The sequence below is a fragment of the Megasphaera sp. genome (genome assembly GCF_047831605.1).
GTDB classification, from domain to species: domain Bacteria; phylum Bacillota; class Negativicutes; order Veillonellales; family Megasphaeraceae; genus Megasphaera; species Megasphaera intestinihominis.
This window is the reverse complement of the sequence record NZ_CP181255.1, coordinates 1,157,649-1,174,093: the sequence shown is the minus strand read 5'-3', so window position 1 is coordinate 1,174,093 and position 16,445 is coordinate 1,157,649. Positions and strand designations below refer to the sequence as shown.

The 16,445-nt window shown below is 50.7% G+C and carries 19 protein-coding genes; 16 read left to right on the top strand and 3 right to left on the bottom strand.

Annotated elements, in window-relative coordinates:
* Positions 1–412: 412 nt before the first annotated feature.
* Positions 413–1,789 (bottom strand): amino acid permease, encoded by a 1,377-nt coding sequence (locus ACFWUB_RS05680; protein ID WP_416183631.1) that lies wholly within the window; start codon positions 1,787–1,789, stop codon positions 413–415.
* Between the two features lie 224 nt (positions 1,790–2,013).
* Between ACFWUB_RS05680 and ACFWUB_RS05675 the strand changes: the two genes are divergently transcribed.
* The 15 genes from ACFWUB_RS05675 to ACFWUB_RS05605 all read left to right on the top strand — a co-directional run bounded on the left by ACFWUB_RS05675 (position 2,014) and on the right by ACFWUB_RS05605 (position 11,508).
* Complete coding sequence (locus ACFWUB_RS05675) at positions 2,014–2,286, top strand: heavy-metal-associated domain-containing protein (protein ID WP_292262314.1); 273 nt, start codon at positions 2,014–2,016, stop codon at positions 2,284–2,286.
* A 137-nt stretch (positions 2,287–2,423) separates the two neighbouring features.
* The gene (locus ACFWUB_RS05670) at positions 2,424–3,593 is read left to right on the top strand and encodes an iron-containing alcohol dehydrogenase (protein ID WP_292282417.1); all 1,170 of its coding nucleotides are present in this window, start codon (positions 2,424–2,426) and stop codon (positions 3,591–3,593) included.
* A 126-nt stretch (positions 3,594–3,719) separates the two neighbouring features.
* On the top strand, positions 3,720–3,905 hold the full coding sequence (locus ACFWUB_RS05665; protein ID WP_020311061.1) for a ferredoxin: 186 nt from the start codon (positions 3,720–3,722) through the stop codon (positions 3,903–3,905).
* Between the two features lie 269 nt (positions 3,906–4,174).
* On the top strand, positions 4,175–5,611 hold the full coding sequence (locus ACFWUB_RS05660; RefSeq protein WP_296821030.1) for an aspartate ammonia-lyase: 1,437 nt from the start codon (positions 4,175–4,177) through the stop codon (positions 5,609–5,611).
* A gap of 123 nt (positions 5,612–5,734) precedes the next feature.
* Positions 5,735–6,106, top strand: a complete 372-nt coding sequence (locus tag ACFWUB_RS05655) for a nucleotidyltransferase substrate binding protein (RefSeq protein ID WP_020311059.1) — start codon at positions 5,735–5,737, stop codon at positions 6,104–6,106.
* A 338-nt stretch (positions 6,107–6,444) separates the two neighbouring features.
* The gene (gene rpmG / locus ACFWUB_RS05650; protein WP_014015374.1) at positions 6,445–6,594 is read left to right on the top strand and encodes a 50S ribosomal protein L33; all 150 of its coding nucleotides are present in this window, start codon (positions 6,445–6,447) and stop codon (positions 6,592–6,594) included.
* Between the two features lie 47 nt (positions 6,595–6,641).
* Positions 6,642–6,881, top strand: coding sequence for a preprotein translocase subunit SecE (gene secE / locus ACFWUB_RS05645; protein WP_020311058.1), 240 nt, complete (start codon positions 6,642–6,644; stop codon positions 6,879–6,881).
* Between the two features lie 15 nt (positions 6,882–6,896).
* Positions 6,897–7,436, top strand: a complete 540-nt coding sequence (gene nusG / locus ACFWUB_RS05640; protein WP_302491420.1) for a transcription termination/antitermination protein NusG — start codon at positions 6,897–6,899, stop codon at positions 7,434–7,436.
* 89 nt (positions 7,437–7,525) lie between these two features.
* Positions 7,526–7,951: a 50S ribosomal protein L11 gene (gene rplK, locus ACFWUB_RS05635; protein ID WP_014015371.1), complete on the top strand. Its 426-nt coding sequence runs from the start codon at positions 7,526–7,528 to the stop codon at positions 7,949–7,951.
* Positions 7,952–8,011: 60 nt separating this feature from the next.
* Positions 8,012–8,728, top strand: a complete 717-nt coding sequence (gene rplA, locus ACFWUB_RS05630; RefSeq protein WP_416183629.1) for a 50S ribosomal protein L1 — start codon at positions 8,012–8,014, stop codon at positions 8,726–8,728.
* Between the two features lie 172 nt (positions 8,729–8,900).
* Entirely contained in the window at positions 8,901–9,458 is a 558-nt protein-coding gene (gene rplJ, locus ACFWUB_RS05625) for a 50S ribosomal protein L10 (RefSeq protein WP_298588110.1), read from the top strand.
* 59 nt (positions 9,459–9,517) lie between these two features.
* On the top strand, positions 9,518–9,886 hold the full coding sequence (gene rplL, locus ACFWUB_RS05620) for a 50S ribosomal protein L7/L12 (protein ID WP_020311054.1): 369 nt from the start codon (positions 9,518–9,520) through the stop codon (positions 9,884–9,886).
* 543 nt (positions 9,887–10,429) lie between these two features.
* Positions 10,430–10,738 carry a MazG-like protein gene (locus ACFWUB_RS05615; RefSeq protein WP_302681450.1) on the top strand — a complete coding sequence of 103 codons (309 nt, stop codon included), beginning with the start codon at positions 10,430–10,432 and terminating at the stop codon, positions 10,736–10,738.
* A gap of 225 nt (positions 10,739–10,963) precedes the next feature.
* Positions 10,964–11,389, top strand: a complete 426-nt coding sequence (locus ACFWUB_RS05610; RefSeq protein WP_302681449.1) for a GNAT family N-acetyltransferase — start codon at positions 10,964–10,966, stop codon at positions 11,387–11,389.
* On the top strand, positions 11,386–11,508 hold the full coding sequence (locus ACFWUB_RS05605; RefSeq protein WP_370856955.1) for a hypothetical protein: 123 nt from the start codon (positions 11,386–11,388) through the stop codon (positions 11,506–11,508). The genes ACFWUB_RS05610 and ACFWUB_RS05605 overlap by 4 nt, the downstream gene beginning before the upstream one ends.
* Positions 11,509–11,688: 180 nt before the next feature.
* Here ACFWUB_RS05605 and ACFWUB_RS05600 read toward each other — a convergent pair whose 3' ends face one another.
* Positions 11,689–13,038: a transposase gene (locus tag ACFWUB_RS05600; protein WP_416184371.1), complete on the bottom strand. Its 1,350-nt coding sequence runs from the start codon at positions 13,036–13,038 to the stop codon at positions 11,689–11,691.
* A 161-nt stretch (positions 13,039–13,199) separates the two neighbouring features.
* Between ACFWUB_RS05600 and ACFWUB_RS05595 the strand changes: the two genes are divergently transcribed.
* Entirely contained in the window at positions 13,200–15,842 is a 2,643-nt protein-coding gene (locus ACFWUB_RS05595; protein WP_416184370.1) for a diguanylate cyclase domain-containing protein, read from the top strand.
* On the opposite strand, the gene ACFWUB_RS05590 is transcribed toward ACFWUB_RS05595, so the two are convergent.
* Positions 15,833–16,384: a biotin transporter BioY gene (locus ACFWUB_RS05590; RefSeq protein ID WP_292298207.1), complete on the bottom strand. Its 552-nt coding sequence runs from the start codon at positions 16,382–16,384 to the stop codon at positions 15,833–15,835. The two genes, ACFWUB_RS05595 and ACFWUB_RS05590, sit on opposite strands and share 10 nt — an antisense overlap.
* Between the last annotated feature and the right edge of the window lie 61 nt (positions 16,385–16,445).

Below are 16,445 nucleotides of genomic sequence, written 5' to 3'. Positions count from 1 at the left end.
GCTGGGCTTGCTCCTACGGATGCGGTTGTGCGGCGACAATCTCAAACTGATAACATCGCTTCGAGTACCCCTCAGCTCGTAAAAAATGCCCCGACCGGGGCCTGCGTAGGGGCCGGCCGGGTAAGGCGGCCCGTAGCGAACAGTCGATGATATACGTAACGGGTTAATGAGGCATGGTTTTGCGAACTGCGGTCTGCGGGCCTGCGAATGGCGTTTTCTCCAAACAGCATTTTACGGGATTCCCACAACGGGACGCCTTATCAGGACGTCCCCTACGATATCGCATACAGGCGATGGAAATGGTATGATGTTTGATGTAATAGCTTTAAATTTAAAACCAGCCACTAACAACTAGCCACTAGCCACTCAAAAAGGAGCTGCCGCGATGCGACAGCTCCTTTTTCACTTCCCTTTATTCTCTTACAATGCTGTGTTTACGGCTGTAGGCGTAGTAGACGATGAGGCCTAAGAGAATCCAGCCTGCGAACAGGATGTGGGTCAGTGTCGACAGTTCATAGATGAGGTAGAAGCAGACGATGATGCCGACGGGAGCGATGAGGTAGAGCAGGGGGCAATGGAATTTCCGCGGGATTTCCGGGTGTTTGCGGCGCATGACGACGATGCCGATGAAGTTGACCAGGAAGACGGCCAAGGTCCCTGTATTGGACAATTCGACGATGTGCATGAGCGGGACGAAGCCGGAAATGACGGCGATGAGGATGGAGCCCCAAATGGTGATCAAATACGGTGTGTGGAAGGTCGGATGGATCTTGCAGAGCTTCTGCGGCAGCATGCCGTCGCGGGATACGGCAAAGAAGACGCGGGACTGACCGAAGAGATAGACGATGAGCGTCGTGATGATACCGGCCAGGACGCCGACGGCGATGAGGTTAGCCATGCCGGGCCAGCCGAGGAGACGCAGGGCATAGGCAACCGGTTCCGGTGTATCGAGCTGGGTGTAATTGATGGCAGCTGTCAGCGACAGGGATACGGCAATGTACAAGGTCATACAGATGACGATGGAGGAGATGATGCCGATTGGCAGGTCACGTGACGGGCACTTACATTCTTCGGCTGACGTTGCGACGGCGTCGAAGCCCATGTACGAGAAGAAGACGATAGCCGCCCCGCTGCAGACGCCGCGGACGCCGAAGGGCATGAAGGGCGATAAGTTAGCTGCCTGGGCGTGAGGCGCTGCGATGACGACGAAGGCGATGATAGCGGCCAGGGCGACGAGGATAAGGGCAAAATTCAATTTCGCACTCTGTTTGGTGCCGCGGATGAGGACTAAGCACAATAAAAGGATAATGATGATGGACGGCAGATTGACCAGGCCGCCTTCAGCCGGCGTCTTGAGGAGATAATCCGGGATTACCAGACCTAAAGAGGCCGTCATCCCCGACAGGTAGCCTGAGAAACCGACAGCGACGGCACTGGCTGTGACCGTATAGGCCAGGAGCAGGGACCAGCCACAGAGGAAGGCCATGCCTTCGCCGAGGGAGGCAAAGGTGTAGGAATAGACACTGCCCGAAGCCGGGATGAAGGAGGAAAATTCACTGTACGTCAGGCCGACGAGGATACAGAGGATACCGGCAATGACAAAGGATAAGGCTACGCCCGGGCCGGCATAGCGGGCGGCGGCAATCCCGGTCAGGACGAAGACACCGGCCCCGATGATACCACCGACGCCGAGGAATGTCAGGTCAAAGACGCTGAGGTTTTTGCTCAGCTTTGAGTTTTCTGCATCGCTCTGAAGCTGGGCAACGGATTTCGTATGGAAAAACGACATAAAACACACTCCTTTTTTTTAATAAAAACAATGAAAAAGTTAAATTGTATAAACTTTTTGTTAAATACAGTGTACTATGATACAGTAAGTATCGTCAATATGTTTTATAAATATAGATTTGTGTATACAGTATCCTTTATCACCAATCTTGCAATATCGGCAAGATACGCTATAATATTGATGATGAGAATTCATAATAAAATGAAACAGAGGGGGCGTGACTTATGGGATTTTTCAGCAATCTCTTCCATCACGATGATATTCAGGGGACGAAAAAATATATCTACATTACCGGCATGGTTTGCCAGAACTGCTCTAAGCACGTGACTGAAGCCCTTAAAGCCGTCGACGGCGTGGGCAAGGTCAAAGTTGACTTGATGCGCGGCCAGGCAGAAGTCGTCGTCGCTGATTCCGTGAGCGATGACACGTTGTTAAAAACCGTTGTCAATGCTGGCTATGGCGTAACGGAAATTTCCTTGCAGCCAAAGAAAAATTAAAATATAAAATAGTCAGTTGATAAAAATAAAATATTATAGTATAATCGGCTTGTAAATTAAATTTATTCATGACGATGGAGTCTTACCCGCAAGTGGATAAGACTCTTTTTTATTCCCAGTATAGGAGTGGTGTTATCGTGTCTTTTCAGATGTTTGTCCCTACGAAAGCGTTATTTGGTGCCGGTCAGCTCAATCATTTGCATGAACAGGCCCTTCCCGGCAAGAAAGCCCTGCTGGTCATTTCCAACGGGAAATCGACGAAAGTCAATGGCTATTTGGACCGGACGGAAAAGGAACTGCATACAGCCGGCGTCGAAACGGTCCTCTTCGACCAAGTCGAAGCGAATCCCTTGAAATCGACTGTCATGCGCGGCGGCGCCATGGCCAGAGAAAATCAGTGTGACTTCATCGTCGCCTTAGGCGGCGGCAGCTGCATCGATGCAGCCAAGGGGATTGCCGTCGTCGCCACCAATGACGGCGATTTGTGGGACTACATCACCCAGGGCACGGGCAAGGGCAAACCCATTGCCATCAAGCCCCTGCCTATCGTCGCCATTACGACGACGGCCGGGACCGGCTCGGAAACCGATGCCGGCGGCGTCATCACCAATGAAGACACGAATGAAAAGACGCCCGTCAAAGGACCATCCCTCTTCCCGGTCCTGGCCATCATCGACCCGGAACTCATGGCGACGGTACCACCGAAGTTCACGGCCTACCAGGGTTTCGATGCCTTGTTCCACAATATCGAAGGCTATCTGGCCAATAAGGCCAATCTCATGAGCGAAATGGTCGCCTTGGAAGCCATCTCCCAGATTAGCGCCTACTTGCCGACAGCCGTCCAGAATGGCATCGACATGAAGGCCCGGGAACGCGTGGCTTTCGGCAACTATCTCGGCGGCTTGGAAATGTGCCTCAGCTCCAACATGAGTGAACACTCGCTGGAACATGCCCTCAGCGCCTATCACCAGGCCTTGCCCCACGGCGCCGGCCTGATTATGATCAGCCTGGCTTATTTCTCGCACATGATCGACATCCACGTCTGTGACGACCGTTTCATCATCCTGGCCCGCCATATGGGGCGTCCGGATGCGGCCAAACCGGAAGACTTCCTCGACGCCTTGAAAGAATTGCAGGAAAAATGCGGCGTCGCCAACCTCAAGATGTCCGACTACGGCATCAGTCCCGATGAATTCCATAAAATGGCCCATAATGCCAAGACGGCCATGGCGGGATTATTCATGGCCGACCGCATGCCCATGAGTGAAGAAGACTGCGTTGCTATTTATCAGGCATCGTATCGCTAATTTGCTAAAGCGTTGTAAATACAACGACCCTTTGGCCGAAAACAGGGTATACTATAGGCACAGTAAGGAATGACTTACTGGACTAAGTTTTCCGGATAGACGGTCCGGACAAAGGAGTGACTCATTATGAAATATAAAGTAAACGATACGTGTATTGCCTGTGGTATGTGTGCTGGGACTTGCCCGGAAGTGTTCCGTATGAACGATGATACGGGTATGGCTGAAGCCTATGCTGAATCGACGGAAGCTAACAACGATGCTGCTCAGGAAGCCATGAACTCCTGTCCGGCTGGGGCCATCGAAGAAGCCTAAGGCTGCAAGAAGTCTAAATAAAACATAAAGTGGCGGAATAAATATTGACATCTGCCCATCTATGCACTATGATATAGGTAAATTCATAGTACGTACGGCAAAGGCGCTGTTGAAAGCAGTTTCAACAGCGCCTTTTGTGTATGTAACGGCGTGGGGACGCCGGAGGGGTATGAATTTAATTACGAAAGTATTGCTATAATTATTACTTGAATACTGTATACAAAATATTTAATGCATCTATTGCAAGATTTGGTATTGGGGAGGATATTATGAGAACAGAACATGACTTTTTAGGTGAAATGAATGTACCGGACAATGTTTATTATGGCGTACAGACCATGCGGGCTATGGAAAACTTCCATATTACAGGTGAACATCTGGATCCGGACTTCATCCAGGCCATGGCCATTGTCAAAAAAGCAGCTGCTCTCGCCAACATGGAAACGGGACGGCTCGACAAGAAAATCGGCAATGCCCTGGTACAGGCTGCCAGTGAAATCATCGACGGCCAGTGGCTGGACCAGTTCCCTGTTGATCCGATCCAGGGCGGTGCCGGTACTTCCGTAAACATGAATATGAACGAAGTATTGTGCAACCGGGCCTTAGAAATCATAGGCAAAGAAAAAGGCCGTTACGACATCATCTCGCCGAACAATCACGCCAACATGGCTCAGTCGACGAACGACGTCTTCCCGACGAGCATCAAAGTCTCCCTGAGCATGAAAGGCAAGAAGCTGACAGAAGCACTGAAGGAACTGGAAACGGAACTGGATGTCAAAGCCGATGAATTCAAAGATGTCATCAAGATGGGCCGTACCCACTTGCAGGATGCCGTTCCCATTACGCTCGGCCAGGAAATGGGCGCCTATGCTTCGGCTGTCGCCCGCGGCCGCAAACGCATTTCCCGGTCCCTCGAAGGCGTCCACGTCATCAACATGGGCGGTACGGCCGTCGGCACGGGCCTCAACGCCGAACCGGCTTACATCAAAGCCGTCGCCACGAAACTTTCCATGCTGACCGGTGATATCTTCGTCACGGCCCGCAACCTCATCGATATGACCAATAACACGGATATCTTTGCCGAAGTATCGGGCAATATGAAAGCTACGGCTCTCATGCTCATCAAGATGGCCAACGACTTCCGCCTCATGGCTTCCGGTCCGCGCTGCGGCCTCAACGAATTGAAGCTGCCGGCCCGTCAGCCCGGTTCTTCCATCATGCCGGGCAAAGTCAATCCGGTCATGGCTGAAGTCCTCGACCAGACGTGCTACCAGATCATCGGCAATGACATGGCCATCAGCCTGGGCGTCGAAAACGGCCAGTTCGAATTGAACGTCATGGAACCGGTCATGGCCTTCAACCTCTTCCACTCCATGCAGTATTTGACCAACGCTATCCACGCCTTCGTCAAATACCTGCTCAAAGGCGTCAAGGCCAACAAAAAAGCCTGCCAGTCCTGGGTCGACCACAGCGTCGGCATCGTCACGGCCCTCTTGCCGCACATCGGCTATGAACGGTCGTCCATGCTGGCCAAGGAAGCCTATGCCACAGGCCGCCCGATCCGGGAAATCATCCTCGAACACGGCTATCTGACGAAAGAACAGATGGACATCATCCTGTCGCCGCAGGAAATGACCCAGCCGGGTATTGCAGGCAAACAGGTCCTGGAAGAAACCTATCTGGCACAACAGAAAATCTCTGGCTAAATTCCCAAGCCATTTATCGTGAAGCAGCCCTGTCTCCTCCTGACAGCAGGGCTGCTTCTTTTTTTGCCGGAAATCCATTATAATAGGTTTGATGTTTGATATTTGATGTTTGGGGAGGCAGCTATGGATTGGCAGGATAATTTCCAAGAACATATACAGCTTTTGCAGCAGGCTCGGGAAGCGGATTTGACGAACCCCTTCGTCTGCCATGGCATCGTCCACATCTTCCAGGAAGCCTTTGATTTGGGCTTGATGGCCTTTCGCGAAGCCCTGAAGCGGGACGGCCAGGGCATGGCTGCCATGGGCTCCGCCAAGGAACTCATCGCCGCGGCCTATGAACAATACCTCTTCGTCGATGAAGACATATGGCTGGCCATGCTCCGCGACCGCCACGGCAGCCACGACGCCATAGAAGCACAGGTGGGGCGCATCTTGGGAACATACCAGGACGCCCTGGCGGCGTTGTACGATTCAGATGCGGATGCGCCGCGATAGACGCAGGCCACAAGTCACAAAAAAATGCACGGCCAGCGGCCTTGTGCGTAGGGGCCGTCCCGCGCCTTTCTGGCCCGTCAGGTGCCGACCTACGGAAGGCGCAGGACGGTTGCCAGAACGGACAGCTGTGGCTGGGCGGCCCGCTATGGAATTATGGGAAATCTCTTGACAGGACGGTCGTTACATGTTAGAATAATCGAAGTTAGGCGTTCACCAACGCCTGGCTTTTTTTAGTTACAGAAAAATTTCCTTGACTTAGAGGGGACTGTTGTGATACATTATAAAGGCAGTCTTACGTAACACTAGGCTTGTGACTATTTTTAAGAGAGGTGTAAGGAATGCGTACAGCTATCACTTTGGCATGCACAGAATGCAAACAGCGTAACTACCGGACGAACAAAAACAAAAAGAACAATCCGGACCGTTTGGAACTGAAAAAATACTGCCCGTTCTGCAAAAAAGAAACATTACACAAAGAAACGAAATAATTGATTGAATAAGATTGTGCTAATCTTATTTGGATGTGAGAGGTTATATGGCACTTTCAGCTAAAAAAGCAGCACAAAAGAATAAGAACAAGAAAAAGAACCCGGGCAAATCATTTTTATCTGGCGTAAAGGTAGAAATGAAAAAAGTCATCTGGCCGACGAAGAAGGAATTGATCAACTACACGGTTATGGTCATTGTCGCTACCATCGTCGTAATGGTAATCATTGGCGTAGCTGATGGTGTATTTTCACAGCTGTTCAAGTTACTTCAGCTTGTTGTCGGATAGGAGGCTTGTGCTTAAATGGAAGCAGATATGAAATGGTATGTCATCCATACGTATTCCGGTTATGAAAATAAAGTAATGCAAACGCTGGAACAAAAAGTCAAATCCATGGGGTTAGAAAACGTCATTAACCGTATTCTCATTCCAATGGAAGATGAAATTGACATCAAAGACGGTAAGAAACGGACTGTCAAGCGGAAAGTATTCCCTGGCTACGTTCTCATCGAAATGGAAGTCAATGACCGTTCCTGGTATGTCGTCCGCAATACACCGGGTGTTACCGGTTTTGTCGGCTCGGCAACCAAGCCTATCCCGCTGGAAACGAAAGAAGTCGAAAAGATTCTGAAGACCCAGGGCATAGAAAGCGAACCGAAAACGCATATCTCTGTCGAAGTTGGCGAAGAAGTGCGTATCACCGAAGGTCCTTTTGAAAATTGCATGGCCGTCGTAACGGAAATCAATGAAGAAAAAGGGACTGTCAAAGGCCTCGTCAATATGTTTGGCCGAGAAACTCCAGTAGAAGTCGACTATTCTCAAATCGAGAAGGGTCTGGAATAAATACTTCTAAATGCGGCAACTCGCCGCGAGTGGGAGAATCGCAAGATTCGTTTGACCACATCTTGTAATGTAAGGAGGTGTAACTCACCATGGCAAAAAAAGTAGCAAGAATGGTAAAACTCCAGTGTGAAGCTGGTAAAGCAACTCCGGCGCCTCCGATTGGCCCTGCATTAGGCCAGGCTGGTGTCAACATCATGGCTTTCGTCAAGGAATTCAATGAACGTACAGCTAAACAGGCTGGCTTCATCATCCCTGTCGAAATCACAGTCTATGAAGACCGTTCCTTCACTTTCATTACGAAAACACCGCCGGCTGCCGTCCTCTTGAAGAAAGCAGCAGGTTTGGACAAAGCTTCGGGCGAACCGAACAAGAAAAAAGTAGCTAAATTGGGCCGCGACAAAGTCCGCGAAATCGCAACGACTAAGATGCCGGACCTCAACGCCAACGACGTTGAAGCTGCTATGAAAATGATTGAAGGCACCGCTCGCAGCATGGGTATCGAAATCGTCGACTAATTCGATGATGCTCTGCCCGTGGAAGGGGTAACCCGCTAAACCACATAAGGAGGAAGAAACATGGCAAAAGTAGGCAAGAAATATGCTGAAGCTGCAAAACTGTTCGACAAACAGAAACAGTATGATGTTGCAGAAGCAATCGACATCTTGAAAAAGATGGATACTGCTAAATTCGACGAAACTGTTGAATTGGCTGTAAACCTTAACGTAGATCCGAAATACGCCGACCAGCAGGTCCGCGGCGCCTTGGTACTGCCCCACGGCACTGGTAAATCCAAGACCGTCCTCGTATTTGCTCAGGGCGATAAAGAAAAAGAAGCTTTAGCTGCTGGCGCTGACTATGTCGGTGCTGATGATCTCGTAGAAAAGATCAAAGGTGGCTGGCTCGACTTCGACGTAGCAATCGCTACTCCGAACATGATGGGTAAAGTTGGTCGTCTCGGTAAAATCCTCGGTCCTAAAGGCCTCATGCCTAACCCGAAGGTTGGTACTGTCACGATGGACGTCACAAAAGCTGTTAGCGAAAGTAAAGCTGGTAAAGTTGAATACCGCACGGATAAAGCCGGCAACATTCATTCTTCTATCGGCAAAAAATCTTTCGACGCAGATAAATTGGTTGACAACCTGACTGCTTTGGTTGATACGCTCATCAAAGTTAAACCGTCGGGTGCAAAAGGCCAGTACATCAAATCCATCACGGTTAGCTCCACGATGGGCCCTGGCATCCACATCAACCAGTACAGCATCAAAGGTGCTGCAAAGAAAGAAGAAAATTAATATCTCTCTTAGCTGTAGACTGAAGGTATGTATAATGGACGTATGTCCGCCATCTGAGGCTATGAAACTAGCAGATATCTGACTTTGACTAGTTCGGCCTCGTGGTTTCCATGAGGCCGTTTTTGATTGCTAAGACGATATAAATCCCAGTTCAAGGAGGTGTATCGAACTCATGTCCACATATGCAAATCATCCGGTTTCTCCGGCAAAAGCTGCTGTCGTTGAAGAAATGAAAGAAAAACTGCAGTCCGCTCAGGGCGCTGTTTTCGTTGGTTTCTCCGGCCTCACCGTAGCTGATGTCACGAAACTTCGCCGTAAGTTCCGCGAAGGCGGTGTTGAATACAAAGTCATCAAAAACACGTTGACCCGTATCGCCGCTGACGAACTCGGCTATAACGCATTAGATGCAATTCTCGAAGGCCCGACGGCTCTCGCTTATTCCACGGAAGACGCTGTAGCTCCGGCTAAGATCCTCAAAGAATTCATCAAAGAAACAAAGACTGAAGCGCTGACTGTAAAAGCAGGTCTCGCTGATGGTCAGGTCATTGATGTTGCAGCTGTTGACGCTCTGGCAAGCTTGCCGAGCCGCGAAGAACTCCTCGCAAAATTGGTTGGCAGCATGCAGGCTCCTATCTCTGGCCTTGTCAACGTACTCCAGGGCAATATCCGCAACATGGTTTATGTGCTTGACGCTGTACGCGCTAAAAAAGCAGAACAGGAAACTGCTTAATTTAGCTTACATAACTTAAAAATTAAACTCAAAAATTGATACTATGGAGGTATTTCAAAATGACTAAAGAAGAAATCATGGAAGCCATTGAAAATATGACTGTTCTCGAACTTTCCGAACTCGTAAAAGCTATGGAAGACAAATTCGGCGTTTCTGCTGCTGCTCCGGTTGCAGTTGCTGCTGCTCCGGCTGCTGGCGGTGCTGCTGCTGAAGAAAAATCCGAATTCGACGTCATTCTCCAGTCCGCTGGCGACAAAAAAATCGGCGTTATCAAAGTTGTCCGTGAAGTTACGGGCCTCGGCTTGAAAGACGCTAAAGCTCTCGTTGACGGCGCTCCGAAAGCTGTTAAAGAAGGCGTTGCTAAAGCTGACGCTGAAGCTCTCAAAGCTAAACTCGAAGAAGCTGGCGCTACTGTCGAACTCAAATAATTTCACAAGGGAAATTATCGGACCTGTGTACGATTACGTACACAGGTCTTTTTTTGTTGCCCGGACTCAAAAGTGGCTTTGCCGCAATAAACGCTGAAATATAAGGCGCAGGAGCGCCAGAGGCTCCCATGTGAAGGGGAGCTGGCCGCCAAAGGCGGTCTGAGGGGTTCTTATGGTTGTAATCAGGTCATAAGCCTGTAGCGGCGCAGCCGCATCGTAGGGGCTCGCACGTGGCGAGCCCGCATGAATTCTGTACATAGCCGGATCCATGATAGGTGGTTCGTTGCTCGTGATTCGTAGTCCGTAAAAGCCTGCCACTATGCCAGACTGGGTTGTGGAGAAATCTCACAGCGGGCTGCCCTCATCGGGACAGCCCCTACGCATACGGCCGCAGGCCGTGTTTTTTTTGCGACTGGCCGTGAACGGTGTATTATTTTTATCGCCTATATGCGATAATGTAGAGGATAGCCTGGTAAGCCTTTTTGGCCCGTCATTAGGATTGAATGGGGTGTGGCCGTGTTTCTAAAAAAAGGAGAGATTGACGTGGATTTAAAAGAAGTATCGGAACGTTCGGCTGCTATCAGAGCAGCTTATCATGCATTGGAACGGGAGTATCATGGCTCCGAATGGTCCGTCGAGGAAGATGCCCTGGCTTTTTTGACCGATGCCGGCCTGGTAGGACGGCTGACTATGAGTCATGAAGGGCGCTGGCCATCTGATGAAGAAGGCAAACTCCCGTCTAAAATTGGGGAATGTGTATGGTGGCTGGCTGTTCTGGCCGACCGGACTGGGCTGGACTTTGCCGATTGTGTACAGCAGTTTCTGGCAGATACCGAACAGGCCTTGAAATAACAGGCAGAAAAGTGGGGTGAACGGTCTGGTTCCCAGCTGCTGAAGTGGGCAAAATCGCATTGACGAAGACGACAGGATATGTTAGAATAATGCTAATTTCATAAGAACACCGCTTCTGTCACCGGACAGGAGAAATGAGGTGTCTGGGAGTTGTCGTAGGTACGGCATGGATTACATGCTATAAGACAATTCCTGGGCACCTCTGTTTTTTTAGGCGGGAATATCATGATTCAAATACGTATGCAGCAGGGACTTTCACAGGACGCCCGGATTATCCGGCAGGAGGTATTTGTCGAAGAACAGGGTTTTCATCATGAATTTGATGAAACCGACCAGACGGCATGGCAGCTGGTGTTATATGAAAATGGACATGCCGCTGGCTGCTGCCGGCTCTTTACATCAGACAATCCGGATGTGTATATACTGGGCCGACTGGCCGTACGGAAATCATGTCGGGGCCGGCAGTTCGGGGAGCGCTTGGTACGGGAATCAGAAAGATGGCTGCGCGGCTGTCATGTGAAACGGCTGGCTCTGTCGGCACAGGTCCGGGTGCGTCCGTTTTATGAAAAATTGGGATATACCGCATCAGGTGACGAATATCTGGATGAATATTGTCCTCACATCCATATGGAAAAGGAGTTGACAGAATGAACCTGACATACTGGATTCCTTTTTTCATCATCGTCACTGGCAATATAGGCTATCACCTGGTCGCCAAGGCAACACCATCGGCAGATTATGCGAGGCCCTTTTTTCTCTATAGTTTGTAGTACAGCGTTTGTAGTTTGTAGAAGTTGGGTTTAAATTTTTTACCATTTGCTGCAAACTAAAAACTACAAACTAAAAACTACAAACTTAAAACTACAAACTTAAAACTCAAAAAGAGGCTGTCTTCATGGGACAGCGCTTTTTTATCCTGTGTTATAATATATTACAGCACTTTACAACTTTTACGCTACCTCGGAAGTTGACGAAACCAGTTTACAGAAGGCCTGCACTAAGTCCGTTGGATTTTTTGCGGTTTGGGCTTTAGAGACCAAAGTGCCTAAAAATATTTCACGCTGTATTTGCCAGCTTATATGGCTTCGCAGCTCTTGTGGACTGGCGTTTTGGTACTTTGCAAAATGCTTGTCCAGATACGGCAGCATTTTCAGGCTGCTGTGAACGAGGTTTACCAGGTTCACCCTATGTTCAATACCATTTTGGCGGCGAATCCGGTAGGCATTCAGCGACCAGAAGGCCTTCTGCTCATAGTAGTTGGTTTCGATGGCCCAACGCAGCTTGTACAGCTTCAAAGGATAATGGTCCATGCCTTCTGCCGGTGCGTCCCGTAGGATCTTTCGTTCCTGCCAGGCGCAGCTCATATGCAGGTCACTGGGATTCAGGGTGCTGAAGAAAAGCCGCCGGGAGCCAGATGTAGTGTAGCTGACATAAGCATGGATGCGGCGATTCCCGCAGATATGGGTCAAAACAATCCGATGGCCGACCTGCATGCCATCCATATCCCAGGACAAGTTGAAATCATCCAGATGAAGCCGCTTTCCTCGTTTTTTCGGGCGTCCCGGCTTGCCGTTAGGCAATGGCGGTAGTTCATACATTGCCGAATCACTGCGGACATTACAGATGATGTCCAGTCCGGGATACTGCAAAGCCCGTTCTATCAGCGAGCTTTTAGCGTACCAACTGTCAAAGAGCAACAGTACCTGCCGGTCTTTCAGTAAGGGCATCACCTCCTCGATGAGGTCACCAGCTAATTCAAGTTTGGTCTGCTCTTTCGTCCACATCCGGTACCCTACGGGAACCGCCAGATAGCGGATAAGCGGAGCTTTTCCTTCATGCTGGTTCAGGACAGGGACACTCAGTGTCAAACTGACGAAGCAATGACCGTTTACGTAAGGCTTGCCTGTATGGCAGGCATGGTCATGCAACAGAGAAACAGCATCGAACTTCTTGCCGAATTTCGGTACCGTCGTATCATCGACACTGAGAAAGACCGGTTCATTCTGTAAGGCCGCCGGAATCAGGCTGCAAGCCAATTGTGCTGTTTGCAGGCGGAGAGAATGGCTCGTCACCGTTTCGTTCTGAAGCGCCCGGTAATAACTATTTAAGCAGCGATGCGTCACCTGGGACAAAAAATTCCGATGAAGAAAGCGAAGAGATGGGAAGGCCTGCAAGGCTACCTGAGCGATGACCAACCAGGTCAGTAGGAATCGCGTTGGCCGTGTCGCCGTAGAAAAATATGGAGAAAAGAAACGAAACAGACTACCAATAATCGAATTTTCGAGGTATAATGAATTCATCGCGTAACTCCTTTGAGATGATGTGTTTTAGCAGATTCATTATACTTCAAAGTGTGGTTACGCGATATTTATTTGTTCAAAAAGTTGTAAACTGCTGTTATATACAATGATTATATTTTTTATTATAAACGTTTTTGCAGAAAAGGGTGGACTTTATGGATGTGGCATCGATACAAGCGGAATTGCATCGCTATTATGATAAACTGATTGCCGGCGTCTGTTTGATCGGTATGGATGAATCAGAACCGATTCTCTTCGTTAACCGCGGGCTGTTGAATATGTACCATTGCGGTGATGAAGGGGAGTTCTATCGCCTCACGGGGAAAGTCCGCAAGGGTATGATCGAAGCCGCTGATTACCGGCCCCTGGATAAAGCCGATGATGCAGGGCGTCCGAAGTTCATCACCTTCCGCTTTCGGACAGCTGATGGCAGTTACCATTGGACCGTCTTTTTAGTCCTCCTCCTCCGCGTCGACAACCGGCAGGATCTCCTGCTGTGCTGCCGCGAAGACGTCTGGGAAACGGCACGGGACCGCAAGAGCCTGCTGCCCATACTGGCCACCTCTTTTGGCATCCACGAGCTGGAACCGGCCCGGCAGCCTTATTTCCGCCTCTTGCGGGAACTCTGCCAGTCTATGATTCACTATTCGGGCATCAAGTTTTTCTGGAAAGACAGGGCCCGCCGCTTTGCCGGTGTCAGTCAGTCTTTCCTCGACTACTATGGCCGGAAGGACGAAAAAGCCCTCATCGGCAAAACCGATGAGGACTTGGGCTGGATTGTCAACGACTGTGTGTACAGAGAAGCGGAGATGGCCGTCCTGGAAAAGGGCCAAGTCACGCGCGATGTTCTGGGTCAATGCCTGGTCCAGGGACGGCTGCGCCAGATTGCCTCTACGAAATTCCCCATTTACCGGGGCAAGCGTATCATCGGTCTGCTGGGGTATTTCGAGGATGTCGACGAAAGCAGCCGGCACCAGGCACAGCTCCATACGGTCAGCCTCATTGATGCCGAAACGGGGCTGCTCAATTTCCGGGGCCTCCTGCTGGTCGGCGAAGATTACATGGAAGCTTATCGGCGGTACGGGACGGATTATGTCTGTGTCGTACTCGAAGTGCCGGAATATGAACAAGTCTTCCGGGATTACGGCGACGAAGTGGCCGGAAAGTTATTGCAGGCCATTACGGACCAGCTTTTGACGCTCCACTCTTTGAAAGGCTCCCTGGCCCATCTGAGCGGCTGCCGCTTTTTCTATATCACCCATCAGAGCCTGGATCGGGACTTCCGCAATACCCTGCTGGGCCTGACCAACGCCATCCACAGCCTTACCGATATCGGCGGCTACAGCTGCACCCTCTATTTGCAGTATGCCATCGTCCAGGGCTCAGAAGGCCGGGATTTCGATGAAATCATGCAACTCCTGAGGGAGCGCCTGAAAGATGCCGAAGAACAGCGCTACGGCCAGGCCGTCTACATCGGCGACCGCCTGGTCTTCGACAAGGAAAAATTCGATAAGCTTGATGAAGAAGTGTCCATCATCGACCCAGATACGTATGAACTGGTCTATGTCAATGACTATATGCAACGGGCCTATGGCCTTTCTGATAGCAGCAGCTGGGTCGGTGAGAAATGTTATAAAATCCTGGCTGACCGGGAGACTCCCTGCGATAATTGCCTCAATGACAGGCTGCGCCGCGATTGTTTTTATACGGCAACGCGCCGCAACCGCAAGACAGGGCAATACCTGTTCATGCGGACGACGCTCATTCCTTGGCAGGGGAAGAATTACCGTTTTTCTATGGCTTTCGACCTGAGCCGGTATATTTTCCGCGACCGGGAAGAAATTGATGTCGTCTTCCGGGAAGTCATGGCCAACGACGTCATTGCCATCGGCATGCGTGAAGCCGATCCCCATACAGGCCTGCAGAAAATGCTGGAAAAAATCGGTCATAGCCTGCAAGCTGAACGGGTCCTGATTTTTGAGGAACAGCCGGACCAGACCGTCAGCGCTACCTATGAATGGTATCAAGAGGATTTGCAGCCGATGGCTCCTACGGTCCAGCACATTCCCATGGACTCCCTGCGACCGCTGTATGCGGCCTTTGATGCTAAACAGATGGCCATTATTGAAGATGCACAGGCTTTCGTCCGGGCTCATCCTGGATTTACGCCGCATCTTTCCGGCGTCCGCCGCCTCGTATCGGGACATCTGACTCAATCGGGCAAGTCCCTGGGCTTTACGGAAGTCGTCAACCCGTCGGCATTGGCCTTTAAATCGGCCAGCCTCCTGTTGTCGACGCTGACCTTGTTCCTGGCCAGTATGCTGCGCAACCGCGATACTTTCCGTTCGCTGGAACGCCTCAGCACGACGGACCAGCTGACCGGCGCCGGCAATCGCCGGGGGTTTACCGAATATATCCGGGCTGTGCCCGATGGGATTTTCCTGGCCTTTATTTTTGGCGACCTCAACGGCCTCAAGCGAATCAATGATACGCAAGGCCATGAAGCCGGAGACCATCTCCTCCAGCAGGCTGTCCGGCATATGAAAGCCTTGAGCGGCGATAACGCCGTATTCCGCATGGGCGGCGATGAATTCATGGTCATCGCCAGGAATGCCAGTGAACAGCAGGCTCAGCAGCTCGTCCGCGAGCTGCTGGCCCGTTACCGTTCCAGCGGCATCAGCATGGCCTTAGGCGTTGTCGTCTGCCAGACGCCTATTGCCAATATCGACGAGGTGTTATCCCAGGCAGATCGGGAGATGTATACTGACAAAGAACGGATTTACACAAGCTGGCGTCATTCGTGAGATACGGTTTTATTTATGGCCAATAAGGGCCGTGCCAGAGCGGCAGCGCAGAGGCTCTTGACGATGTCCAAGGGGATGAAGGGGACGACGCCGCTCATGATGGCTGCTTCCCAGGGCATCCCCGTAATGCCTTTGAGCTGCAGGACGCCGCCGAGGTAGATGACGGGGATGCCAATGGCGACGGCTGCCAGAGAGTAGCGACGGAAGTTGTATTCCTTCCCTTTGAACCAGGACATGAGGAAGACGGCGGCGACATAGGCCCAGATATAGCCGCCTGTCGGGCCGAACATCTTGCCAGGACCTGCCGTACCGCCTGTGAAGACGGGGACGCCGATGATGCCGATGCCGATGTAGGCCAGCATGGTGATGGCCGCGTCTTTCGGCGGCAGCAGGAAGGCGACCAGGTTGACGACGAGCGTCTGCAGGGCAATCGGCGACTGGGAAAAGGGCAGGGGAATGATCAAATAGGCAGAAATACAATTCATAGCGATCAACAAGGCGATGCGTGTCAGGCGCATCGTCTTTTCTCTTGAATCAGACATGATAAAAGCGCTCCTTTGCTTACGGACTTCTTCCGTATTATAGCAAAAAAGCGCTTATGAG